The 24,305-nt window shown below is 65.5% G+C and carries 21 protein-coding genes and 1 tRNA gene; 7 read left to right on the forward strand and 15 right to left on the reverse strand.

Annotation, left to right across the window (positions count from 1 at the left end):
- Window positions 1–2: 2 nt before the first annotated feature.
- The 8 genes from EYW47_RS21365 to EYW47_RS21400 form a co-directional block, all read right to left on the reverse strand.
- Complete coding sequence (locus EYW47_RS21365) at window positions 3–1,718, reverse strand: dihydroxyacetone kinase family protein (protein ID WP_133196835.1); 1,716 nt, start codon at window positions 1,716–1,718, stop codon at window positions 3–5.
- A gap of 268 nt (window positions 1,719–1,986) precedes the next feature.
- Window positions 1,987–2,880, reverse strand: coding sequence for an alpha/beta fold hydrolase (locus tag EYW47_RS21370; protein WP_133196836.1), 894 nt, complete (start codon window positions 2,878–2,880; stop codon window positions 1,987–1,989).
- 89 nt (window positions 2,881–2,969) lie between these two features.
- Window positions 2,970–4,226, reverse strand: coding sequence for a 3-(3-hydroxy-phenyl)propionate transporter MhpT (mhpT, locus tag EYW47_RS21375; RefSeq protein ID WP_133196837.1), 1,257 nt, complete (start codon window positions 4,224–4,226; stop codon window positions 2,970–2,972).
- 103 nt (window positions 4,227–4,329) lie between these two features.
- Complete coding sequence (gene dmpG / locus EYW47_RS21380; protein ID WP_133196838.1) at window positions 4,330–5,355, reverse strand: 4-hydroxy-2-oxovalerate aldolase; 1,026 nt, start codon at window positions 5,353–5,355, stop codon at window positions 4,330–4,332.
- A gap of 4 nt (window positions 5,356–5,359) precedes the next feature.
- Window positions 5,360–6,310, reverse strand: coding sequence for an acetaldehyde dehydrogenase (acetylating) (locus tag EYW47_RS21385; RefSeq protein ID WP_133196839.1), 951 nt, complete (start codon window positions 6,308–6,310; stop codon window positions 5,360–5,362).
- 13 nt (window positions 6,311–6,323) lie between these two features.
- Complete coding sequence (mhpD, locus tag EYW47_RS21390; protein ID WP_133196840.1) at window positions 6,324–7,142, reverse strand: 2-keto-4-pentenoate hydratase; 819 nt, start codon at window positions 7,140–7,142, stop codon at window positions 6,324–6,326.
- A 23-nt stretch (window positions 7,143–7,165) separates the two neighbouring features.
- On the reverse strand, window positions 7,166–8,134 hold the full coding sequence (locus EYW47_RS21395; protein WP_133196841.1) for a 3-carboxyethylcatechol 2,3-dioxygenase: 969 nt from the start codon (window positions 8,132–8,134) through the stop codon (window positions 7,166–7,168).
- A gap of 35 nt (window positions 8,135–8,169) precedes the next feature.
- Complete coding sequence (locus EYW47_RS21400) at window positions 8,170–10,023, reverse strand: bifunctional 3-(3-hydroxy-phenyl)propionate/3-hydroxycinnamic acid hydroxylase (protein ID WP_133196842.1); 1,854 nt, start codon at window positions 10,021–10,023, stop codon at window positions 8,170–8,172.
- Window positions 10,024–10,263: 240 nt separating this feature from the next.
- Between EYW47_RS21400 and EYW47_RS21405 the strand changes: the two genes are divergently transcribed.
- Window positions 10,264–11,076 carry a DNA-binding transcriptional regulator gene (locus EYW47_RS21405; protein ID WP_133196843.1) on the forward strand — a complete coding sequence of 271 codons (813 nt, stop codon included), beginning with the start codon at window positions 10,264–10,266 and terminating at the stop codon, window positions 11,074–11,076.
- A gap of 30 nt (window positions 11,077–11,106) precedes the next feature.
- On the opposite strand, the gene hcaR is transcribed toward EYW47_RS21405, so the two are convergent.
- Window positions 11,107–12,003: a DNA-binding transcriptional regulator HcaR gene (hcaR, locus tag EYW47_RS21410; RefSeq protein ID WP_133196844.1), complete on the reverse strand. Its 897-nt coding sequence runs from the start codon at window positions 12,001–12,003 to the stop codon at window positions 11,107–11,109.
- 135 nt (window positions 12,004–12,138) lie between these two features.
- Here hcaR and hcaE point away from each other — a divergent pair, with 135 nt between their 5' ends.
- The 6 genes from hcaE to EYW47_RS21440 all read left to right on the forward strand — a co-directional run bounded on the left by hcaE (window position 12,139) and on the right by EYW47_RS21440 (window position 16,645).
- The gene (gene hcaE / locus EYW47_RS21415) at window positions 12,139–13,503 is read left to right on the forward strand and encodes a 3-phenylpropionate/cinnamic acid dioxygenase subunit alpha (protein ID WP_133196845.1); all 1,365 of its coding nucleotides are present in this window, start codon (window positions 12,139–12,141) and stop codon (window positions 13,501–13,503) included.
- The gene (hcaF, locus tag EYW47_RS21420; protein ID WP_133196846.1) at window positions 13,500–14,072 is read left to right on the forward strand and encodes a 3-phenylpropionate/cinnamic acid dioxygenase subunit beta; all 573 of its coding nucleotides are present in this window, start codon (window positions 13,500–13,502) and stop codon (window positions 14,070–14,072) included. Before hcaE ends, hcaF begins: the two co-directional genes overlap by 4 nt.
- Before the next feature lie 2 nt (window positions 14,073–14,074).
- Complete coding sequence (hcaC, locus tag EYW47_RS21425; RefSeq protein ID WP_133196847.1) at window positions 14,075–14,395, forward strand: 3-phenylpropionate/cinnamic acid dioxygenase ferredoxin subunit; 321 nt, start codon at window positions 14,075–14,077, stop codon at window positions 14,393–14,395.
- Window positions 14,395–15,222, forward strand: a complete 828-nt coding sequence (hcaB, locus tag EYW47_RS21430; protein WP_133196848.1) for a 3-phenylpropionate-dihydrodiol/cinnamic acid-dihydrodiol dehydrogenase — start codon at window positions 14,395–14,397, stop codon at window positions 15,220–15,222. The genes hcaC and hcaB overlap by 1 nt, the downstream gene beginning before the upstream one ends.
- Before the next feature lie 11 nt (window positions 15,223–15,233).
- The gene (gene hcaD / locus EYW47_RS21435) at window positions 15,234–16,472 is read left to right on the forward strand and encodes a 3-phenylpropionate/cinnamic acid dioxygenase ferredoxin--NAD(+) reductase subunit (protein ID WP_133196849.1); all 1,239 of its coding nucleotides are present in this window, start codon (window positions 15,234–15,236) and stop codon (window positions 16,470–16,472) included.
- Between the two features lie 96 nt (window positions 16,473–16,568).
- Window positions 16,569–16,645: transfer RNA gene (locus tag EYW47_RS21440), tRNA-Val, on the forward strand.
- Window positions 16,646–16,808: 163 nt separating this feature from the next.
- On the opposite strand, the gene EYW47_RS21445 is transcribed toward EYW47_RS21440, so the two are convergent.
- From EYW47_RS21445 to EYW47_RS21470, 6 genes are all read right to left on the reverse strand, one after another.
- A complete protein-coding gene (locus EYW47_RS21445) occupies window positions 16,809–17,708 on the reverse strand; it encodes a glutamate/aspartate ABC transporter substrate-binding protein (protein ID WP_133196850.1) in 900 nt (299 codons plus the stop codon).
- 123 nt (window positions 17,709–17,831) lie between these two features.
- Window positions 17,832–19,136, reverse strand: coding sequence for a D-amino acid dehydrogenase (locus tag EYW47_RS21450; RefSeq protein WP_420819400.1), 1,305 nt, complete (start codon window positions 19,134–19,136; stop codon window positions 17,832–17,834).
- A 222-nt stretch (window positions 19,137–19,358) separates the two neighbouring features.
- Window positions 19,359–19,946: a BPSL1445 family SYLF domain-containing lipoprotein gene (locus tag EYW47_RS21455; protein WP_133196852.1), complete on the reverse strand. Its 588-nt coding sequence runs from the start codon at window positions 19,944–19,946 to the stop codon at window positions 19,359–19,361.
- A gap of 274 nt (window positions 19,947–20,220) precedes the next feature.
- Window positions 20,221–21,192 carry a DUF2950 domain-containing protein gene (locus tag EYW47_RS21460; RefSeq protein ID WP_133196853.1) on the reverse strand — a complete coding sequence of 324 codons (972 nt, stop codon included), beginning with the start codon at window positions 21,190–21,192 and terminating at the stop codon, window positions 20,221–20,223.
- A 20-nt stretch (window positions 21,193–21,212) separates the two neighbouring features.
- On the reverse strand, window positions 21,213–22,592 hold the full coding sequence (locus tag EYW47_RS21465; protein ID WP_240763834.1) for a DUF3300 domain-containing protein: 1,380 nt from the start codon (window positions 22,590–22,592) through the stop codon (window positions 21,213–21,215).
- 258 nt (window positions 22,593–22,850) lie between these two features.
- The gene (locus tag EYW47_RS21470; protein WP_133196854.1) at window positions 22,851–24,209 is read right to left on the reverse strand and encodes a TAXI family TRAP transporter solute-binding subunit; all 1,359 of its coding nucleotides are present in this window, start codon (window positions 24,207–24,209) and stop codon (window positions 22,851–22,853) included.
- Window positions 24,210–24,305: the final 96 nt, after the last annotated feature.

Genomic DNA, 24,305 nt, shown 5'->3' on the forward strand with positions numbered 1-24,305 from the left:
CTTCACCCCTTGCCGCCCACGTGCGGGCGCAACGCCGCCAGCCAGCACACCACCGCCACCGCGCCCGCATCGGGTGAGCCGATCGCCCGCTCGCCCAGATAGCTCGCACGCCCCACGCGCGGGTGCATATGCGCCGTGGCGTGCGCACCATGCTCGGCCGCCGCGACTGCGGCCGCCCATGCGCGCTGCACCGTCTGGCCGTGATTGAGCGCCTCTTCGAAGGCATCGTGCGCAGGAATCAGCGCGTCCAGCATCGTGCGGTCGCCGGCTTTCGCGCCGCCCAATTCGCTGATCGCCTCGATCGCGCCACGAAACGCCTGCGCCCATTCGTGCGGCGCGGGCTCTGGCTTATCCGCGAGATGCCGCGACGCGCGCAACAGCGCGGTGGCGTAGAACGGCCCCGAGCTGCCCGCGATGGCCCGGCGCAGGCTCGCGCCGAGCGACGCCAGCGCCTGCGGCGCCGTGCCGAGCGCATGAACCGGCGTAGCGGCCACCGCATCGGCGGCGCGCCGCATGCTCACGCCAAGATCGCCGTCACCGGCGAACGCATCGAGCTCGGTCAGGCGCGCCTCGTTCTCGATCAACGCGAGCGCGATCGCGTCGAGCGCCGCCTTGAGCCTGGCTGCCCACGCCGCACGCGCGGCGTCGAGCAACGGTGCTACGGATTCCTCATGATGGACGCCCGACGTGTCGAGGCGGATGGTCGGGTTCACGCAGCCCTTGCCGGGCCATGCGTGCGCATCGGTATGCGCATCGAGCAGGGCGAGCTTGCCGTCGTCCACGCGCATCAGCGAAATCGAGCAGCCCGGCATGTTCAGCGCCGAGAGGAAGGTGCCCGCCCACGCCCGCTCCACATACACCTCGCGGCAGCGAAGGCTCGCAATGGCCGCGCGCAGCACGATATCGAGCTCCATTTGCGGCGTGGCGCCGAGGCCGTTGACCAGCAGCACGACACGCTCGCCGCGCGTGATGGCGAGCTCGTCGAGGATATTGATGAGCAGTGCTTCGGTAAGCGCGTTGGCCGGCAGCGGCGCGCTGCGCTCCACGCCTTTTTCGCCATGTATGCCGAGCCCGATTTCGATTTCGTCGTCGGCGAGGCTGAAGCTCGACTTCTCCACGCCCGGCAGCGTGCAGCCGTCGAGCGCGACACCCATCGTGCCGAGATTGGCGGCCGCGTCGCGCGCGATCGCCGCGACCACTTCGAGGGTCGCGCCGCGCGCGGCGGCTGCGCCCGCGATCTTGTGGATCAGCACCGTGCCGGCAATGCCGCGCCGCTGATGGCGCTCGGCGTGGCCGCGCAGCGCGACGTCGTCGGCGACGGTCACGACTTCCACGGGGATGCCCTCGGCGCGCGCAAGCTCCGCGGCAAGTCCAAAGTTGAGCCGGTCGCCGGTGTAGTTCTTGACGATGAGCAGCGCGCCCCTTGTGCCCGCTGTTGCGCGGATAGCCGCGAGCACGGCGTCGGTGGGCGGCGACGTGAACACCTCGCCACATACTGCCGCGCTCAGCATGCCAGCGCCCACATAGCCGCCGTGCGCGGGTTCGTGGCCGCTGCCGCCGCCCGAGATGAGCGCGACCGGCCGCGCATAGGACTCAGGAATGTCGCGGCGGATGAGCACGTTCTCCTCGCCGAGAATGACGACATTCGGTGCCTGCAGCGCGATGCCTTCGAGCATCTCACGCACGACGTCGGACGGGTGATTGACGAGTTTTTTCATGACGGCCCCGATGAATGCGGTTGAACATCCCGGCAGGCAGCCTTGCCTTGACGCGACGCCATGCAAACAGCATAGCGCGCCGTCGGGTTCAGTCAGTGTACGCCCCTCGCCACCACAGCGTGAAGAGCCTGTCTAACCACCCATTCCACCCGTTTCGGCGTGGCGGCGCTGGCGCCGCACCGTCGAGGCGCACCTTCGCAGTGCCACGCAAAGCGCCGGCGAAACGGCCCGTACCGCTTCACCGGCGATTGATCAACACATCGCCGCATCAGTGCTGCAGAAAGTCGAGCACCATGCGGTTGAACGCATCCGCATGTTCCCACTGAGCCCAGTGGCCACAACGGTTGAACACGTGCAGCTGCGCGTTCTGCATGCCGGCGATCAGGCGCAAACCGATATCCATCGGCACGAAGCGGTCGTCGCGGCCCCAGATCACGAGCGTGGGCGCCGCGATCTCGCCAAGGCGCGGGCCGTAATCGGTGAATTGCTTCGGATTGGCCGCGAGGCTCTTGACGAAGTTCTCGAGATGGACGCGCTGCGCGAGCATGTTGTCCAGACGCGCCTTCATGAGGTCCTCGGTCAGCGCGCTCGGGTCGTAGACGAACACGTTCATCATGCGCTTGAGGTTCTCGATGGTCGGCTCGCGATACAGCCCCTGCAGCAGCTTGATGCCCTCGGTGGGCATCGGCGCGAAGTTGCTCGGGCCGCCGGTGCCGCCGCCCATGAGCACGAGCTTGCCCACGCGGTGCGGATTCGCGAGCGCAAACGCCACGGCGCTGTGGCCGCCCATCGAATTGCCGAGGATATGCACGCGCTCGATGTCGAGCACGTCGAGCAGGCCCTTGAGCACGCGGCCGTTCAGCTCCGAGCGCGACGCGGTGCAGACGATGGGATCGCTCTTGCTCCAGCCCGGGCAGTCCATCAGGATCACGCGATAGCCCGCTGCCACGAGCGGCTCGACGTTGCGGTTGAAGTTGGCCCAGCCGCTCGCGCCCGGACCCGAGCCGTGCAGCATCACGACGGTCCCGGCGTTCGCGCTTGCTGCGTTCGCGGCGTTTGCGCCCGTATCGTTGTAGTGGATTTTCAGCTCGAGCTCGCCTTCCTTCACGTGGGCGAAGCGGCTCGTGGAGGCTTCGGTAATCGCTTGTGCCGTTGCAGTCATGATGATGTCCTTGCTGTAAAACGCTGTGATCCGCAAAAGAGAGGGGCTTCACCACCCCTCCAATAGATATTCGATATCCTTACTTCAATTCAAACGCTCTGAGCACCGGGCGCGCCGTGCCGTGCGAAGCCGCCCACCACCGTCAAGGCCGCGAGCGCCGCGATCACGCATAGTGGAATGCTCGACGCCACCAGCATCGAGGCGCTCTGACCCAGCGCGAACAACTGGCCGGCTGCGAGCGGCCCGAGGATCGAGCCGAGCCGCCCCACCGCCACGGCAGCGCCCACGCCCGTGCCGCGGACTTCCGTGGGATACGCGTGCCCCGCGAGCGCGTAGAGGACCGACTGGCCGCCCACGAGGAACAGGCCGCACAGCAAGCCGCCGCAAGCCATCGATGCCGCGCCGCTGGCGCCCGCGAGTGCCGCCAGCGCCAGCGCAATGCCCACATACATGCCGATCACCGTACGCCGGCGGCCGAGGCGGTCCATGAGCGTCGCGATCGCCACCGCCCCAATGCCGCCGCCGAGGTTGAACATCATCAGCACGAGGTTCGATTGCACACGCGTGAGGCCGCGCGAGAGCACCATCGAAGGCAGCCAGTTCATCAGGAAGTACAGCACGATCAGCGTGCCCAGATAGCTCACCCAGAGCGCGAGCGTCGTGCGCGCGCGGCCATGGCGCCACAGCGCATCCGTGACGCCAGGCACGCCTTCGCGCGCCTTCGAGGCCTGCGCCGCCACGAACTGCTGCGACTCGCGCAGGAAAATACCGAGCAGCGGCACCATTACGATCGGCCCGAGACCGCCGACATAAAACACGTCGCGCCAGCTCGCCGGGCTCGCGCCCAGCATGCCGATCACCGCCGCGATCGCCGCGCCGAACGGCATGCCGCAGTACATCGCGCCCACTGCCGTGTTGCGCTGCTGCGGGCCTGCCGCTTCCGAGCACAGCGCAATGAGGTTCGGCATCGCGGCACCCAGACCGAGGCCCGTCAACAGACGGGCGATCAGCAGGCTCTCGAAGCTCCAGACCAGCGTGGTCGCAAGCGAGAACAGGCCAAACAAGGCCACCGAACCCATCAGCACACGCTTGCGGCCGAAGCGGTCGGCGAGGCGTCCACCCAACGCCGCGCCCGGCAGAAGACCGATTGCGCCCGCGCTGAACGCCCAGCCCATCTGCGCGACGGCGAGCGAAAACTCCTTCGCCATGCGCGGTCCGGCTACGCCCGCCGATTGCAGATCCAGCCCTTCGAGCAGCGCGATCGCGAGGCACAGGCCTATCGTGGCCTTGCTGCTCGCTGTGCCACTGTCACGGACTCCATTAGCAGAACTGATTCGTGACGTCATTTCCAAAGTCTCCGAAGTTGTGATCGAGCCGCTCTTTGTGGCGGCTATTCGTATTCAAAAGCGTGACGCCGCGTGCCGCGCGTTGGTGGCAGACGGCGCGTATTTACTGCTTGAGCGCTTGCGCACGCTTCTTCAAATCGAGCGCCACGTCCACGATCATGTCTTCCTGGCCGCCCACCATCCGGCGCTTGCCCAGCTCGACGAGGATGTCGACGGCTTTCAAGCCGTACTTCTTCGCGGCCACTTCTGAGTGCCTCAGGAAGCTCGAATACACCCCCGCAAAGCCGAGCGCGAGCGTCTCGCGGTCCACGCGTACCGGGCGGTCCTGCAGCGGGCGCACGATGTCGTCGGCGGCGTCCATGAGCGTGTAGAGATCGGTGCCGTGATTCCAGCCCATGCGCTCCGCTGCGGCAATGAACACTTCGAGCGGCGCGTTGCCCGCACCGGCGCCCATACCTGCGAGCGACGCATCGATGCGGTCGCAACCTTCCTCCACCGCGACGATCGAGTTCGCCACGCCGAGCGAGAGGTTGTGGTGCGCGTGCATGCCCGTTTGCGTTTCGGGTTTCAGCACCCGTTTTACGGCACGAAAACGGTCGCGCACGTCGTTCATGGTGAGTGCGCCGCCCGAGTCCACCACGTAAATGCAGGTTGCGCCGTAGTGCTCCATCTTCTTCGCCTCGACAGCGAGGTTCTCAGGCGTGGTCATGTGGCTCATCATCAGGAAGCCCACCGTGTCCATGCCGAGTTCGCGTGCGTACTCGATGTGCTGCTTCGAGATATCGGCCTCGGTACAGTGCGTGGCCACGCGCACCACACGCGCGCCAGCGTTGTATGCGGCCTTCAGGTCGTGGATCGTGCCGATGCCGGGCAGCAGCAGCGTGGCGATCTTCGCGTGCTTCACCACGTCGGCGACAGCCTCGATCCATTCGAGGTCGCTGTGCGCGCCAAAACCGTAGTTGAAGCTCGAGCCTTGCAGGCCGTCGCCATGCGCGACTTCGATGGAATCGACCTTGGCCTTGTCCAGAGCGCGCGCAATGTCCTGCACGTTCTGGATCGAGTACTGATGACGGATTGCGTGGCTGCCGTCGCGCAGCGTCACGTCGGAGATATAGAGTTTCTTGCTCATGGCATTAGGCTCCTTGCACGCTGAGCAGCGTTTGCGCCATGCGCTCGGCGGTGGCGAGCGCAGCGGAAGTCATGATGTCGAGGTTGCCTGCGTACGCGGGCAGGTAGTGCGCGGCGCCTTCCACTTCGAGGAACACCGAGGTTTTCAGGCCGCTGAACTTGCCGAGGCCCGGAATATTGAGCGGCGCGCTGGCGGGGATTTCATCGAACTGCACCTTTTGCTTGAGGCGATAGCCCGGCACATAGGCATGAACTTTCGCGACAGTCTCCTCGATCGACTGCTCGATCTTTTCGCGGTCCTCAAGATCGGAAAGCGTATAGACGGTGTCGCGCATCATCACCGGCGGCTCGGCCGGGTTCAGCACGATGATGGCCTTGCCCTTTGCCGCGCCGCCCACCACTTCAATTGCCTTGGAGGTGGTCTCGGTGAACTCGTCGATGTTCGCGCGCGTGCCCGGTCCCGCCGACTTGCTGCTGATCGACGCGACGATCTCCGCGTAATGGACCTTTGCCACGCGCGACACCGCAGCGACAATGGGAATGGTTGCCTGCCCACCGCACGTGACCATGTTCACGTTGGGCGTATCGATATGCGAATCGAGGTTCACCACCGGCACGCAGTACGGGCCAATGGCGGCGGGCGTGAGATCGATCACGCGGATCGACGGCTTGAGCTTGCGCAGCAGCGCGTCGTTCTTCACGTGCGCGCCAGCCGAGGTCGCGTCGAACACGAAGTCGATATCGTCGAACACGGGCAGGCGCGTGAGCCCTTCCGCGCCTTCATGCGTGGTGGCCACGCCCAGACGCGCGGCGCGCGCGAGGCCGTCCGATGCAGGGTCGATGCCGACCATCGCCGCCATCTCCAGATGCTGGCTGTTGCGCATGATCTTGATCATCAGATCCGTGCCGATGTTGCCAGAGCCGATGATCGCGGCCTTGAGTTTTTCCGAAGCCATTTGAGTTCCTCAATCAGGCGGTAAAGGTCGCGCGAACGCTGCCGAGGCCATCGATTTGCGCGGTGTAGGTGCCGGGTTCCTTCACGGCCACCATGGGCCCGAGCGCGCCGGTGAGCACAACGTCGCCGGCACGCAGCGGCGTGCCGAGCTGCGCCATGCGGTCGGCGAGCCACACGGCCGCGTTCAGCGGATTGCCGAGACATGCCGCGCCGTTGCCGCGCGAGAGCACGTCGCCGTCGCGCGAAAGCTCCATCGCGCAGGCTGTGAGATCGAGTTGCGAAAGCGGCACGGGGCGGCTGCCCAACACGAAACGCGCGCTCGACGCGTTGTCCGCGACCGTATCGACAAAGCGGATGTCCCAGTTCTGGATACGGCTATCCACCACTTCGATCGCCGCGAGTGCATAGGCAGTGGCGTTCACGATGTCGACGAAGGTGTGCTTCTTCTGCGTGAGATCGCGTTCGAGCACGAGCGCGATTTCCGCCTCCACCTTCGGCTGGATCAATTGCGAAAGTGGAATCGGTTCACCGTCGCCATACGCCATCGAAGCAAACAGTGCACCGAAGTCGGGCTGATCAACGCCCAGTTGCTTCTGCACAGCAAGCGATGTGAGGCCGATCTTGCGGCCCACGATGCGCTCGCCGTTCGCCACGCGCAGATCGACGTTGGCTTGCTGCACGGCATAAGCGGTTGCCATGTCGTCCAGCGGATCGCCGCCCCGCGGTTCGCCGCCCTTCACGATCTCGCCACGCACGGGCTCGATCACTTCACGCGATGCTTCGGCTTCGCGCAGCCGCGCGGCCAGCGCCGCGACGAGTTTCGGATCGGTCATGCCGTTCTCCCAGACAGGTTGAGTCAGGCCACTAACGCGAGCGCATCGACGGCTTGCGCGGGCGTGGCGTGCATGGTGGCGAAGCCGGCGATCCACTCGGGAATCGCGCGGTAGTAATCAAGCGACGCGCGGTACGGGCCATAAGCCGCCAGCGCGCCGAATGCGGCAACCCAGGTGCGGATCTCGTGCGCCGACTTGCCGCCGTCGCGCGTGATGGCCGTGTTGGTCATGCCGTCCACTTCGGTCAGCTCGCCCGAAGCCAGGCGCTCGAGAAACGCGCGGTCCCACTCGGGATTGAGCGGATGCAGCGGGCTGTCGCCCTTCGTGAAGGCCTGCGCGGCCGCCACGGTGCGCGCCTGGCGCGCGGCGCGCGACTCGGGCGTGGGATTGCGTCCCGCGATCAGGCGCTCGGCCACTTCGGGCGTCGCGCCAATGAGCTCGGGCACCGGCGGCTCGTGCGAAATGCCGCCCGAGCCCACCACGAGCACGCGCCGGCTCGTGCGCGAGAAGAAGCGGCCAATCGCGTCGCCTAGCAGACGCGCACGGCGCAGCGTGGCCATGGGCGGCGCAACCGAATTGATGAACACCGGAATCACCGGATAGCGGTCGAGGCCGCCCGTCAGCACTTCGAGCGCCTGCGCACAACCGTGATCGACTTGCATGCGGTACGAAAGGGCCACGTCGATATCGGCTGCGAGCACGTTCTCCGCGAGCGCATGCGCCAGATCGCCTGGCACGGGCAGCGTGCCGGCCATGCTCTTGAAGTCGCCGATCGCCTGCGCCTTCGCGCCGATGCAGAACGGCGGCATCACGTCGTAGAAGAAGCCGTTGAAGTGATCGGGTGCGAACACAACGATCAGGTCGGGCTTGAAGGCCTCGACGCGCTCGCGCGCAGCACGGCCCGCGCGCTCGACTTCGGCCACCACGTCCGGCTGCGGATCGAAGTAGCCGTGCAGCGGCGTGTGCGAAAGACATTCCAGATGAATGGGCATAGGCGAGCCTCTCCTGGTCATGCTGGTCATGCTGCTCATGCTTGTGCTGCCTGCGCAACGGCGACGTTGCCGCGCGAAGGACGGTTTTGCGGGACCGCAACGGCGTGTGGCTCGCGCGAGACCACGTCGGTCACACCCAGCTTGCCCGCAAGCTCGACGATCGCTTCCGAGACTTGTTGGGGCGTGCACACGCCTGCAACGAAGCGGTCCGGGCGCAGCAGCACGACCGACTCCGGCAGCCGGCTGAACCAGTCCTTCAGCCGGCCCTGCACGTCGCCAAGCGCCAGCACGCCCTCAGGCACGTCATCGGCGTAATCGAGCTGCACGTCGGGCTTCGCGAACACGAAGCGCGCGCCAAGCCGCTCCCACAACGCTCGCGCCTCTCGCGTGAGGCCGAACGTGGGGTCCGCGCCCCAGGCCAGCACGGCGAAACCGTTGCCGATCGCATCGTCGAGCCGCACGACGCGGCCGTCTTCCAGGCGCACGCGCGGCTGAATGAACATGCGCCCGACCGGCGAAGCCGCGAGCGGATCGCGGCCATACGCGAGGCGTCCGAGCAGCGAATCGCGCTTCTGGCTCATCAGGCCCAGCATGCGGCCCGGCGCCGAGTTGCCGGAGCGCTCGAGGATGCGCGCAAGCCAGCCGCCCGTCGGTTGCGGCGGCGGCAGCAGCACCACGCCCGCTTCGTAACGCGGCATCGGCTTGAAGCGCATTTCCACGAAGTAGCGCTTTACTGCGGGAAATACGTTCATCGAGCGCACGAAGCGGTCGCGAAAGCGTGCGCCGAAACGCGTGGTCGGCGCGAAGATATCGCCGGCCACTTCGGAGAGGTGGATCATCGAACGCGCGTGTGCGCGGCGCTCCGCCGTATAGGTATCGAGCAGTCGACCGTCGGCCTGGCCCTTCGCGACCATCGCGAGCTTCCAGCCCAGGTTGTTCGCGTCGCGAATGCCGCTGTTGTAGCCCTGCCCCTGCCACACCGGCATGATGTGCGCCGCGTCGCCCGCGAGCAGCACGCGGTCCACACGGAACGTTTCGGCCAGACGGGCGTTGTGTGTATAGACACGCTTGCGGATGTAGTCGACCTTCTCCGGGTCCGCCACCACCTTGCGAATCAGCGCGGCCATGTTCTCGGGCTTCGAGAGTTCCTCTTCGGTCTCGCCCGGCATTACCATGAATTCAAAACGGCGAATGCCGTGCGGCAGCGCCGCGGATACATAGGGGCGTTCGTGATCGCAGTGCAGATAGATGTGCGGCGAGCCGATCGGATCGTTGCGCACGTCCACCACGATCCACTGATTGGGCTTCGTGCGGCCTTCGAAGGGCACGTTCAGCGCGCGGCGCACGAGGCTGTTGCCACCGTCCGCGCCCACCATCCAGGCCGCGCGGATCGTGCGGCGCGCACCGCTTGCGTCGCTCACGTCGATCGACACGCCCTGCGCATCCTGCACGAACGCGTTGACGCTATGGCCGAGCAGCACCTCCACATGCTCGAAGCGCGCGAGGCCCTCGTACAGCACGCGGTCGGCGAGCGGCTGGATGAACGCATTGCGGCGCGGCCAGCCGAACTCGTCGGTGCGCGGCTCGATCGACGCGAAGCAGTGGCCGTCCTTCGTGACGAAGCGCATCCAGTGATCGGGCGTGGTGTGCGGCAGCAGCGCATCGGCGAGCCCGACCGCCTGGAATACGCGCAATGCTTCGTCATCCAAACCAATTGCGCGCGGATAGTCGATAATCTGGTCGAGCTTTTCGACGAGCGTGACACGCACGCCCTGCAAGCCGAGAATATTGGCGATCATGAGGCCCACGGGACCGGCGCCGATGATGGCGACGTCGGTCGAGCGCGGACCGGAGCGAGCGGCGTCCGCCGCGATGGGAGTGGTGTGCATGTTGTCTCCTTTGTCGGTCGCACTTGGCGCTTTAGTGCCTGGTGCGACCCCATGCAGGGCCCGCGCGACTCATCGGCCGCTGCGGATGCTGACAGGGGGTGCCTGAAAACGGATCACCGTGTTGGAAGCGGTGTCGCCAACGGGTGAATGCAAGCGAGTCTAGGGGCGCGCCAGAGCGCTCTCAACATTTTTAGAGAAATGTGCATAGAATGCACATGATTGATTTAAAAGAGATTTTTCATGACGAAGTACGTAAACGTCCGAGGCCTGGCGCGCGGGCTGGAGGTGCTCCGGGCGCTCAATGCCATGGAGAACGGGCGCGCGACGAGCCAGCAACTGAGCGAGGCCACGGGCCTGCATCGCACGACGGTGCGGCGTTTGCTGGAGACGCTGGTGGAGGAGAATTTCGTGCGGCGCAGCGCATCGGACGACAGCTTCCGCCTCACGATCAACGTGCGCGCCTTGAGCGAAGGCTTTACGGATGACGAAAGGATCGCGACCGTCGCGCCGCCCATCATGGGCCAGTTGCTGCAACGCATCGTCTGGCCATCGGACCTCACGACGCCCGACGGCGACGCGATGATCATCCGCGAGACCACCCACCGTTTCAGCCCGCTCTCGTTTCACCGCGCGATGGTGGGCCGCCGCCTGCCGATGCTGCTCACGGCGGCGGGCCGCGCCTACTTCGCCGCCTGCCCCGAGGCGGAACGCGAGGACATTCTGGATCTGCTGCGCGCGGGTGCGGGCGGCGAGCAGCAACAGCAGCTCGCCTCGGACGCCGCGTTCATCCGCAATCTCGTGCGGCAAACGCGTGCCGACGGATTCGGCTCGAATCACGGCGACTGGGCGGACCAGCGCAAGATCGGCGCGCTCGCGGTGGCCATCGGGGCGCATGAGCGCGTGATCGCGAGCCTCAACGTCATCTACCTGGAACAGGCGATCCTTCCCGCGGAAGCGGTGCGCCGCTTCGTGCCCGAGTTGCAGCGTGCGGCGCAGGAGATGGAAAAGGCGCTGGAAGTGCAGGAAGACGACGTGGGCGGCGCCAAAGGCTAAACGACTACTCGCACGGGAACATGCGCATCGTCACGACGTTTGCACACGGTCTCGCACATTCGCGCGCACGAGCTCGAATAGCGCGTCGAGCTCCGCGCCATGCGGCTCCTTGCGGGCAACCATCAGCAGATCGATACGCGGCGGCTCGCCTGCCAGCGGCCGCGTACAGATCGCCGCGCTCGTGAGCGATTCGACATACGCTGGCAGCAGCGCATAGCCGAGCCCCATGCCCACGAGATTCAGATTCAGCAGAATATTGGTGGCCACCTGCGCGACTTTGCGTTCGACCTCGTGCGCCGCGAACCACGCATCGGCCACGTCATACACTTGCCCAGAAAACTGCGGATGCGTGCTGATGAACGGCTCGCCATTCAGCATGCGCGGTTCAATGCGTTCGTGCTGCGCGAGCGAATGAGCACTCGGCAGCACCACCACGAGCGGCTCGGTCAGCACCACTTCGCTCGCCAGCGCACTGGACTGCACGGGCCGCCGCATAAAGGCCACGTCGATCTCGCCGCGCAGCAGCGCCTCTTCCTGGTCGGCGGTCGGCAGGCTGCGCAGCTCCACGTTCACATCGGGAAAGCGCAGGCGCAAGCGCGGCAGGATGGCCGGGAAAACCCGAATCTCGGCGGCGGGCACGAAACCGATCGTGACGGTTGCGCGACCCTGCCCCACCTGACGCGCACGCGCCACCGCACGATCGGCCTGCGCCACCACGAGCCGCGCTTCGGCGAGAAAGACTTTGCCGGCCTCGGTCAGCTCGACCTTGCGGCGAGTGCGCTCGAAAAGCGGCGTCCCCACTTCGTCTTCGAGATTGCGGATCTGCTGGCTCAACGAGGGCTGCGCCGTGTGCAGACGCTCGGCCGCGCGCGTGAAGCTCAGCTCGTCGGCAACGGCAATGAAATAGCGCAGGTGTCTCAGTTCCATGCTCGAGGCGTCGTCTGGTTATCGTTCAAAAGTCTAACTGGCTACAAACAAAATATTTCACAACGATAAAGCGAACGACGAAGATCCGTCTGCATTCCCGCAAAAAAAGGCAATGCTGCCACGGAGGAGACTCGCATGTCCGCAACCATCGACATCGATGCACTTGTCGACGCGCACAACGGCCGCGTCACGTCGTCGATCTATACCGACCCCGACATCTACGCGCTAGAACTCGAGCGCATCTTCGGCCGCTGCTGGCTGTTCCTCGCTCACGTCAGTCAAATACCGAAAGCCTGCGACTTTTTCAATACCTACATGGGCGAGGATCCCGTGGTGGTGGTGCGCCAGAAAGACGGCTCGATCAAGGCGTTTCTCAATCAATGCCGCCATCGCTCGATGCGTGTGAGCTTCGCCGATTGCGGCAACACGCGCGCGTTCACGTGCCCCTATCACGGCTGGTCGTATGGCGTCGACGGCGCGTTGATCGACGTGCCGCTCGAGTCGCGCGCCTACCCGCAAGGCCTGTGCAAGGAGAAGTGGGGCTTGCAGGAAGTCACGCGTGTGGCCGTCTACAAGGGCCTCGTGTTCGGCAACTGGGACGCGGGCGCGCCCGACCTCGAAACCTATATGGGCGATATTGCCTGGTATCTCGACGGCGTGCTCGACCGGCGCGAGGGCGGCACCGAGATCATTGGCGGTGTGCACAAATGGGTCATCGACTGCAACTGGAAATTTCCCGCGGAGCAGTTCGCGAGCGACCAGTATCACGCCTTGTTCACGCATGCCTCCGCGGTGGAAGTGCTGGGCGCGAAAGCCGGCGCAGAGGGAAGCCAAAGCGGCGCGCTCGGCGCGGGCCAGACCGCGCGCCCCGTGTGGGAAACCGCGAAAGACGCGTTGCAATACGGGCAGGCGGGCCACGGCAGCGGCTTCTTCTTCACCGAGCAGCCCGACGCGAACGTATGGGTGGACGGCGAAGTTTCGCAGTACTTCCGCGACACCTACGCCGAAGCCGAAGCGCGCCTCGGCAAGGTGCGCGCGATGCGGCTTGCGGGACACAACAACATGTTCCCGACGCTGTCCTGGCTCAACGGCACGGCTACGTTGCGCGTGTGGCATCCGCGCGGGCCGAATCAGGTCGAGGTGTGGGCCTTCTGCATCGCCGACAAGGCCGCATCGGCCGACGTGAAAGCCGCCTTCGAGCGCAGTGCGACGCGAGCATTCGGCCCAGCCGGCTTCCTCGAACAGGACGACTCGGAGAACTGGGCAGAAGTGCAAAAGGTGCTGCGCGGCAACCGCGCGCGCCAGACCAAACTATGCATGGAGATGGGTATGGGCGGCGAGCGCGTGCGCGAAGACGGCATTCCTGGTATGACTAATTACATTTTCTCGGAGACGGCCGCGCGCGGCATGTACCGGCGGTGGGCCGATCTTTTGATGTCGCAAACGTGGGACGAAGTGAACGCGCGCACGGCGCAGTACGAAGCGGAGGTCCTCAAATGAGCGAAACCGCCGCAATGGAAGCTGCGCCCGTCGGCTTGCCGCACGCCCGCGTGCCGCACGCCCTCCATCACGAAATCGAGCAATTCCTCTTTGACGAAGCCGCGCTGCTCGACGAATGGCGCTTTCGCGACTGGCTCGATCTCATGGCACAGGACATTCACTACACCATGCGCACGACGGTCAATGCGCAGACGCGCGATCGCCGGCGCGGCGTGCAACCGCCCACTACGTGGATCTTCAACGACACGCACTTTCAGCTAGAACGCCGCGTGGCGCGCCTGGAAACGGGGATGGCATGGGCCGAGGAGCCGCCCTCGCGCACGCGCCACCTCGTGACGAACCTGCGCGTGCGCCCCACCGCATCGCCCAACGAATACGAGGCGCACGTGAATTATCTGCTCTATCGCGCGCAGAAAGAGCGCGACGAAACCATTTACGTGGGCCGCCGCATCGACCGGGTGCGCCGCATGGCCAATGCGGGCGTCGCGCCCGGCTGGCAAGTCTGCCGCCGCGAGATCGCGCTCGATCAGGCGGTGCTGTCCTCCCATAACCTGAGTGTACTTTTTTGATCATGGCCCGTATCTTTGTCTGCCACGACGACGCATTGCCCGATGGCGAAGCCATCAAGGTCGATGCCCCGACCACCGCCATCGCGGTTTTCAGGGTGAACGGCGCGCTCTATGCGCTGAACGACCGCTGCACGCACGGCAATGCTTCGATGTCCGAAGGTTACATCGAGAACGACGGCACGGTGGAATGCCCGCTGCACGCCGCGCGCTTTTGCCTGAAGACCGGCGCGGCGCTGTGCCAGCCCGCCACCGAGGCGCTCACGACCTTCCCGGTCGCATTGGTCGACGGCGCTGTTTACGTCGACGTTCCGGAGGCCGCGTGATGACTGCGTCCAAAGGCTGGCTCGACAACGAAGTGGCCTTGATCACGGGCGGTGGCTCGGGCCTCGGTCTCGCGCTCGTCGAGCGTTTTGTCGAAGAAGGCGCGCGCGTGGTCGTGCTCGAACGCTCGGCGCAGAAGGTCGCGGCGCTGCGCGAGCGCTTCGGCGCGCACACGCTCGTCGCCGTGCAGGGCGACGTCAGCGCCTATGCCGACAACGAACGCGCCGTGCTGGCCGCCGTCGACGCCTTCGGCAAGCTCGACGTCTTCATCGGCAATGCGGCGATCTGGGACCACGCGTCGAGCCTCGTCGACCTCTCGCCGGAGCAACTCGAAAGCGGCTTTCACGAGCTCTTCGCGATCAACGTGAAGGGCTATCTGCTCGGCGCGAAGGCCGCCGCGCGGTCGCTCATCGCGAGCGAAGGCAGCATGATCTTCACGCTCTCGAACTCGGCGTTCTATCCGGGCGGCGGCGGACCGCTCTACACGGCGAGCAAGCACGCCGCCGTGGGCATCATCCGCCAGCTCGCCTACGAGCTCGCGCCGAAGGTGCGCGTCAACGGCGTGGGCCCGTGCGGCATGGCAAGCGATCTGCGCGGCCCGGTTTCGCTCGGCCAGCAAGATCTGCGCATCATGGACTCGCGCACGCCCGAAGCCATCGCCGGCATTCTGCCGCTGCAATTCTTTCCACAGCCCGCGGACTTCACCGGCCCCTATGTGATGCTCGCCTCGCGTGCGAACAACCGCGTGCTCAGCGGCGTGATGATCAACGCGGACGCCGGGCTTGGGATTCGCGGCATCCGCCATGCCGCGGGCGGCCTGCATCTCTGATGGACACGCCTATGACGAATGCCTCGACCATTGCGATCGTGGGCGCCGGACAAGCGGGCGCGATCGCCGCGGCGGAACTGCGCCAGCAGGGCTACGCGGGCCGCGTCGTGCTGATCGGCGACGAAGCTCACGCGCCCTACGAGCGGCCACCGCTGTCGAAAGACGTGCTGCTTCAGCCGGATACCGCACGCTGCGCAATCTACCCGGACGACTTCTACGCGCAGCACGCCATCGAGCTCAAGCTCGGGATGCCGGCCGTCGCGCTCGATGCCGAAGCGCAAACCCTCACGCTGCAAGATGGCACCTCGATCGCCTTCGATCACTTGCTCCTTGCCACCGGTGCACGCGCGCGCCGCCTGCCGATGCTCGATGCGCTGGGCGGGCTGGGCATCGACGTCCACACCTTGCGCACGCTCGACGACGCGCGGCGCGTGCGCGCTGCCCTCGAGCCAGGCAAGCGCGTGCTGCTGGTGGGTGCGGGCGTGATCGGGCTCGAGCTCGCGTCTAGCGCCATCGATCTCGGCGCGCAGGTCAGCGTGATCGAACAAGCACCGCTCGTGATGATGCGCTGCGCCCCGCCCGTGCTGAGCCGCCATCTCTGCGAGACGCATCGCGCGCGCGGCGTGGCGCTGCATCTGGGTGTGCCGCTCGCATCGGCCGCACGCGAGCACGGCGAGATCGTGCTCACGCTCGAAGACGGCACGCGCCTCACAGGCGATGCCGTGATCTACGGCGTCGGTGTGGAGCCCGAAACGGCGCTCGCGCGCATGGCCGGCCTCGAGGTCGAAAACGGCATCGTGATCGACGCGCAATGCCGCACATCGCATCCGCGCATCTATGCAGCGGGCGATGCCGCCAGCCGGCGCAGCGCTGCGAATGCAGGCGCCACCCGCCAGGAAACATGGGAGAACGCGAAGCATCAAGCCGTGACGGCCGCACGCGCGATGTTGGGCATCGCGCCCGAAGCGCTGGACGCGCCCTGGTTCTGGACCGATCAGTGCGGCCTGAACGTGCAGTTCGCGGGCGACATGCGCGCCGCCGAGTGGATCGGGCGCGGTTCGCTCGCGGCACCGCCATGCATGTTGTTCGGTCTCGACGCCGATGGTGCGCTGGTGGGCGCCATCACCGTGAACCTGGGCCGCGAGATGCGCAACGCGAAAGCGCTGATCGCGAGGCGCACCCGGATCGCGCGCGATGTGCTCGCCGATCCGGCCCACTCCCTGCGCGAACTGGCCCGCGCCGCATCCTGAGCGCTGCCGCCAGCCCGGCGACAGGCGCCGTTTTCAACAATTTGCGAAAAGCGCTTGCAAGCCCGCGCGAGTGTCTCTATAATTCGCGCTCTCTACAGGCTCGTAGCTCAGTTGGTTAGAGCACCACCTTGACATGGTGGGGGTCGTTGGTTCGAATCCAATCGAGCCTACCAACGAATATGCAGTACCGCGTGTGTGTGCAGTTCAGCACCACGCAATGACAATGACGCACTCCCTCACGGGACTGCGTCATTTTCTTTTGGCTTTTGCATTTTCGCTCGCGTATGAAGCCTCTATCCCACACGCCTGCGCCCGGCAATCAACCGTGATTCCGCATCAATCGAGCGCCTTGTCGTTCGGATGCGCGAACAGGTCCTTCATCTGCTGCGAAAGCGGATAGTCGAGGTTCATGCCGTTGGGCGGGATCGGCTGCGTGAACCACTTCGTGTAGAGCTTCGCCATTTCGCCCGAGGTCTGCATCTTCGCAACCGTCTCGTCCACGAGCGCCTTGAATTGCGGATCGTCGCGGCGCAGCATGCACGCGTAGTTCTCCGAAACAGGCGGTGTGCCCACGACGACATAATCCTGCGGGTTTTTCGTCTTCGCACGCTCGCCGTAGAGCAGCGGCTCGTCCATGACGAACGCCACGGCGCGCCCCGTCGTCACGTTGAGGAACGATTCGGCGTGGTCCTTCGCGCTGATGATCGTCATGTTCATATGTTTCTCTTCATTCATCTTGCGCAACAGGCGCTCGTCCGACGTGCCCGCCGTGGTCACGACGGTCTTGCCCGCGAGGTCGGGGAAGTCCTTCACGCCCGAGTCCTTGCGCGTGATGAAGCGAATGCCGTAGAGGAAGATGCTGTTCGAGAACGCGGCCTGATTCTGGCGCTCGAACGTGTTCGTGGTCGAGCCGCATTCGATGTCGATGGTGCCGTTCTGCACGAGCGGAATGCGGTTTTGCGAGGTGATCGGAATCGTCTTCACCTTCAGGTTCGGCAGATTGGTCTTCTGCTTGACCGCATCGACGATCTTCAGCGCGATCTCCTGCGAATAGCCAATCACGTTCTGGTTCTGGTCATAGTAGGAAAACGGAATCGACGACTCGCGCGTGCCGAGCACGATCACGCCGCTGTCGTGAACCTTCTTGAGCGTGCCTGTGAGCTCATCCGCGTGCGCGACGCCCGGGAGCATCGCGAATGCCAGCGCCATCGCCGCGATTAATTTCGTTTTGTTCATCGTGCTCTTCTCCCAACCCGTCAAAGTGAATATGTTGCCTCGCAGTGAATGCGCGGTTCGTGGTGCCCCGTCTTGATGCCTGGATGTGATGCGTGTTGCCTTATGCGTGCTGCTCGCCGTGCTTCAGCGGCCCGGCGCGAACGGGTCGCCGTCGAGCGCAAGCTCGTGCCCGGCGAGCAGATCGGCCATCAGCTGCGCGCTCCCGCATGCCAGCGTGAAGCCCAGTGCGCCGTGCCCCGTATTCATCCACAGATTGCGGAATTGTGTCGCGCCAATCAGCGGCTTGCTGTCCGGAGTGGCCGGGCGCATGCCGGTCCACGTCTGGATCGCGCCGTAATCGCCGGCCGCGGGAAACGTCTCGCGCGCCTGGCGCGTGAGCAACGCAATGCGCTCGTTGTCCGCATGCGCGCTCATGCCCGTGAGATCGACCATGCCCGCAATGCGCAGCCGCTCGCCAAGCAGCGCGTAGACCACCTTGTGATGCGCATCCGTGACCGAGACGCGCGGCGCGCCCCGCGCGCTCGCATTGGGCAGCGTGAGACTGTAGCCTTTGAGCGGATACATGGGCACGCTCACGCCGAGCGAAGCCAGCATCGGCTGGCTCTGAAAGCCCAGGCACACCACGAACGCATCTGCTTCGATTTCGCCCGCCGACGTCACGGCCGCCAGCACACGCAGTCCTTTCGTACGGAGTCCAGAGAACTCGGTGGCGAGACGCAAATCCACGCCGTCGCGTTGCGCCGCGTGCGCAAGGCCGCGCGTAAAGCTGTCGCAATCGCCGGCTTCTTCGCCCGGCGTGTGAATGCCGCCCGCAAGCTCGCCGCCGATGTGCGCGAGCGCAGGCTCGAGCGCGACGCACGCCGCGCCATCGAGCGCGTGCTGCTCGCAGCCGAACTGCGCCTGATAGCCAGCCTGGCTGCGCGCCCCCTCGAAGGCCTCGCGGTCGCGATACACCACGAGCTTGCCGTTGCGCACGTAATCGAACGCGAGCGCCTCGCGTGCGACGATCTCATGCATGAGACGCTGGCTCAGAAAGCCGAGACCGAGCAGCTCCGCCGTGGTCGCCCGGCTGCGCGCGCGCGTGCAGGCGCGCAGGAACGCGACGCACCAGCGCCATTGGCGCGGGTCCAGACGCGGCACGAAACGCAGCGCCGCCTCGCGCGAGAACAGCCATTGGGGCAGCTTCGGCAGCACCGAAGGATCGGCGAGCGGCGCCACATAGCTATAGCTCAGCTGGCCGCCATTGGCGTGGCTGGTCTCCTGCGCCACGTCCGCGTGACGTTCGACGAGCGTCACCTGATGTCCATCGCGGGCAAGAAAATACGCGGTCGTCACGCCGATCACGCCGCCGCCCAGCACACAAATTCGCATATCCCGCTGTTCTCGTTCGTCTTCGTTTTCTCTGGCCGCCCCGGCGGCCCATGACACCAGTCTCGCCAGACAAAAACACAAACTCAATTGCGAATTGAGCGAGGGGTATAACCCCAGGTTAAGGAAAGCATTTCGGTGGGAAATACTGCATGCCAGAAACGGCGTGCGCCGTTTACACGGATTGCCGCGAATTTCAGCGCACAGCAGCAGACGGGCAAGGCCTTGCACCTTGCTTTTTTTCATGGCCCGGCGCGAGCGCGCCGGCCATGGCGAGGCGCCCTAGATATTCAGGCGCGTGACCTTGGTGCCCGCAAGCGAGACGTCGGCCATCAGACCCGCGTTGGTCAAGACGAACACTTCGACCGGATGCGTGGCCGTGTTGGTGTCGACGGCGCCGTTCGCGCCCACCGTGACAAGCGCGACCGAGGCGTCGGCGCCCGCGGCCCAGCCATCCGTGCTGCGGAATTTGCTCAGCGCGTCCTGGGTCATGAAGCAGAAGATGATGGCCTTCGACTGGGCGCCCGCCTGCAGGCCCAACGAGCCCGAGGCCGTGCTGTAGTAGCCCGTCGTGGCGCCGCCCATGCGCAGCGCGCCCTCGCCGTACTGAGCGCCGACGATGAAGCCGGCCTGCAGCACCGACGGGAACACGAGCACGCCGCGCGACTTCGCGACGAGTTCACGCGAACCTGGCACGGTGGAATAGAGCTTCGCCATGGCATTGTCGACGCTCGCGTCGATCGACTGGCGCTTCGACATATTGGTTGCCGCGTTCGAAGTGTTGCCCGGCGTAGTGGTACAGCCAGCGAGCGCCAAACCGCCGGAGGCAAGCGCGACGGCCGCCGAAAGCATGAAGTTGCGTCGTTGCATGTCGTTGTCTCCACACAATTGAGGGTGCGTGGAGCGGTGCCGCAATCCGCATGCCCGGGTTGTCGCGGCGTTACAGCGAGCTTGCCCGCTTGCGCAGCCAGGCGCGACTGTTGTCGTAGCGGCTGCAGTACGTGCGAGTCGAGGCCGCGTGCGATTGCGCCCGATTTATGGCAAGCGGGGACTCAAATGCTGCAATAACGCCAAGCCGAGTCCGGCCGATACGGGCCCACATCTGCCCGCACCGGCCGGCGACACACTCACGTGCCGATCCGACTCAAGGCGTGGTGGGCTGCCAGGACGAATCGGGATCGAAACTCTTGAGCGCGGCGGCTGTGCGCGCGCCGTTGGGCCCGAGGTTCTTCTGGTAGAGCTTGCCGTCCTGATTGATGATGAAGCTCATCACACCCGTCTTGCCATACTGCGCCGGCCACGCCACGAGCGCGAAGCCGTTGGCCAGCTGGCCGTTCGCCAGGTAGCCGCGCGCGCCACCGTCCGCATGTGCGCCCTGCGCCGTGAGGATGCGGAAGTGGTAGCCGTGATACCCCTCCTGCGGCGTGACTTTCGCGTTGTGCGGCATGGCCTCGGCAAGCGGCCCGAGCGGGCTCTCGGTCTCGCCAGGCGCAACCGGCCAGTAGAGACCGTCATGGGTGCCGGGCGTGCTCACGATATGCTGCGCGTAATGCTGCGTGAGCTTGCGGTAGTCGTTCTGCGCATCGACATAGGCGAGCGAGCTGAGCATGGCCGCGCGCTCGTTGCGGCCGATGCGCCGCGTGAGCACTTCGCTTGCTCCCTCACGCGGATCGAAGCGCCAGCCGCTCGCGCTCTGCACGATCGGGATGGGCAGCGTCCAGCCACTGTCGCCCACGGCCAGGTGGGCGCTCGCCTTGCCCGCCACGGGTGTTGCGTCGGCCTCGATCTGATGGCCCTTCGCCCACGCGCCCAGAAAGTCGTAGATGTCTTCCTGGCCGATATCCTTGGTGGGGATGAAGTGCTGGAAGTCGTTGCCGAGCACGTGCTTCATCGCATCGTGGTCGTTGGTGGCAAGCGCATTGGTGAACGCGTCGGCCGCGGCTTCGGGCGTGGCGTAGACGGCCTGCGCCGAGGCCACGCCCGCGCCGGGCATGGCGAGCAGCGCAGGCGCTGCGAACAGCGCGAACGCCAACGCTGAGGTGAGCCGGGCGAGCCCGGCAGGCCGCGTGCTGCGCGATGCGCGTTGCGACAGACGGCGTGCGTGTTTGCGGATCATCGCAAGACTCCTATAGAGATTCAACGACGACCGAAGTGGCGTTCGCCACCACCGCCCGCACCAAGCCGGCCACCGCCGCCACCACCGCCACCGCCGCCACCGCCGAACGAACCCCCGCCGCCGCCCTGGTGCTGCTGGAACGCCGTACGGCTTTGCTGACCGCGCTGCGCGTCGGCGCGCGCCGTGTTGCCGTCGCCGGCACCACGCAGCGCGTTATCGCGATTCGCGCTTTGTGAGCGGTTGCCGAGATCGTTCGGCCGATTGGCGCCCTGCGTGCGATTGTTGAGTTCATTGCCACGGTTGCCGTTTTGCGCGCGGTTGTTCAGCTCGTTGCCGCGATTGGCGTTCTGCGCGCCGTTCGCGTTGGGCCTGCCGCCCTGCTGGATGCCTTGCAGACGCTGCTGGGCGTTGCCGCCCATGTTCTGCCCGGTGCGATTCTGCAAAGTCTGCGCGGCCTGCTGGCGCGACTGGTCGTAGCCGCGGAAGTCATTGCGCTGGCCGTTCAGATTCCCGTTGTTGGCGCGTTGACCGTTGAAGTTCTGGTTGCGGCGCTCGACATTGGAGTTGCGATTCCAGTTCGCCGTGCTGTTGTTCGTGTTGATACGGTTGTTAACGTTGATGTTGTTGTACCGGTTCACGTTGATGTTGACGTCGTGATTACCCCAGTTAAAGCCGCCCCACAGCGAGTTCGCCACCGCCACGCCCGCACCGAACGCCAGCCCGCTCACGAAGCCCGTAGCGATGGCATAGCCCGGAGGCGGCGGCATGTACACGGGCGGATAAGCGGGATACGGCCACGCGCCGTACACCACGGTTGGGTTATAGGTGGGCACGTACACCACCTGCGGGTTGGCCGGCTCGATCACGATCGTTTGCGTGGTCGACGTGCTCGCTGCCGGCTGCACCACCACCTTCTGCTGCTCGTTGGACTTGAGGTTGCCCGCCTTCTGCGCCTGCACGCGCAGGCGCTGCACGGAGTCCATGACGTCGTTGGGCTGAGCGAGGAAGGCATTGCCGATCTGCGCGACCCAGTCGGGCTTGGACTCCATGGTGGCGAGCACCTGCGGGAAGGCCACGAGCGACTGCACGCTCGGATCCCACGGCTGGGAAGCGACGGCCTTCACGGCGTCATCGCCTTTCACGTTCGGATTGGCCTTCGACCACGCGGCGGCGGCCTGCACGTCCTGCGGGAACGTGGCAGCCATGAGCACCTGCGCGAGCAGCGCGTCGGGATAGAGCGCGATGGGCGCGGTGAGCGCATCGAGCTGCTGGTTGGAAAGATGTGCCGCGTTCTGTGCAATGGCGGCCACAGGCCCGGTCGGGCCGACGAAAAGCGGTGCGGCCGCGAGCGCGGCGCACATGAGCCAGGCAGCGCGCTGGCGTACACCGGACGATTTCACGAATCGTTCCTCCTCGTTGCGGATGGGTCATTCAGGTGCCCGAAAAGGATACCTGCCTGCGGTGCGGACTGAAATTCGAACAGCGGCACCGCGATGTGATGCGACGTCGTGCAACGTACTAGCGGGAAAATAAAGGGGTAAGACTCAAGGTGTCAACCGCGATTTCGTTAAAGTTTGCCCGTTTATAAAAACGCATCAATTGCATTGAACAAACCTGAATTCGAAACAATCCGCGCCGCATTAAATTCCCCTTTTCATTCAATGTTCTGCGTCTTCGGATTGCTTGCGTCCCGGCGACAAGTGCATACGCACAAAGCCCACGTGCTCGCGCAGCACATAGAAGGCATCAGCATAAGCGAGCGGCATGCGCAGCGTATTGAGTGCGCGCTCGATCTCGTCGAGTTCCGCGACCAGCGCGCGCCGCTCTTCCTCGCTTGAATGTTTGAGCGCATCGCGCTCGATGGCAATGAGCGCGCCGTAATAGCGATAGATGCGCGAGCGCACGCGCCAGCGATACAACGCGGGAATCGCCCGCAGCGCCGGAAAGACCAGTACGGCGAGCGGCAGCAGCAGCACGAGCATACGGTCGGTCACGCTGGCGAGCCAGAACGGCAGCGAGCGATAGAGAAAGCTCTTGCCCGACTTGTAATACCGCGTGGCGTCCTCGCTGATGCGGAAATCGTGCGCCACCGGGCTTGGGAATTCGCCCGCGCGCTGCAGCAGCCCGGGCACGCCGTTCACCTCGCCGGCCGCCTCGATGATGAGGTCGGAGATCGCTGGATGCAGCGTGTTGTGCGCGACGATCTCCACGGTCGGGCCAATCAGATGCACGGTATGCGGCGGCACGCGCCGGCTCAGGTCGAGCACGCCCGGCGGCAAGTCGATGCTGTCGAGATAGGGAAAGAGGCGCGTATACGCGGCCTGCTCGTCGAAGCTCATCACCGAAATGCCGGGAATGCCGAGCAGACGCTGCATGAGCTCGCGCGTGGTGGAGTCGCCGCTCAGCATCGCGACATCGACTCGGTTGGAGACCAGTGCCGTGGCGGCCTCCATGCCGTCGAGCGGCAGGAAGGTGGAGTCGCCGCCCGGCTCCATGCCGTTCGCGTCGAGCAACTTGAGCGAGAGCTCGCGCGTGCCGCTGCCCAGCCGGCCGATGGCGATGCGCTTGCCGTCGAGATCGGAAAGCTGCGTGAGCCCGGAGCCGTGATAGAACACGACGATGGGCAGGTACGCAACGCTGCCAAGCGAAACGAGCGAGCGCGTGTCGAGTCCGTCGGCCACGCCGCCCTGCACGAACGCGAGGTCGACCTTCGCCTTGGGATCAAGCAGGCGCTGAAGGTTCTGGACCGAGCCGTCCGACTCCAGGATCTTGAGCTTCACGCCATTGCGCGCGAGGATCGTGCGGTAGGCCTCGGCCATCTGCATGAACGAGCTGTCGCGCGGCCCCGCGCTAATGGTGATGCTGCGCGGCGGCGCCGGATCGACGAGCCACACGAAGATCGCGATGACCACGACGCAGAACAGCGCGATCGGCAGCGTCGTGAGCGCGAGATCGCGCCACGCAGGATGCGATGGGTCGCGCATGAAATGCGGCAAAGGCTGTCGATGTCGTTTCATGAGAACCCGGCGGCAATGCGTCGAACTCAGGAAACCCCATCATGCCATTTTCGCGCCGGATCGCAACGCTGGTTTGCGAGAGTGTGCATATGCGCT

Origin of the sequence: Paraburkholderia silviterrae (assembly GCF_004353915.1) — a bacterium.
GTDB lineage: Bacteria > Pseudomonadota > Gammaproteobacteria > Burkholderiales > Burkholderiaceae > Paraburkholderia > Paraburkholderia silviterrae.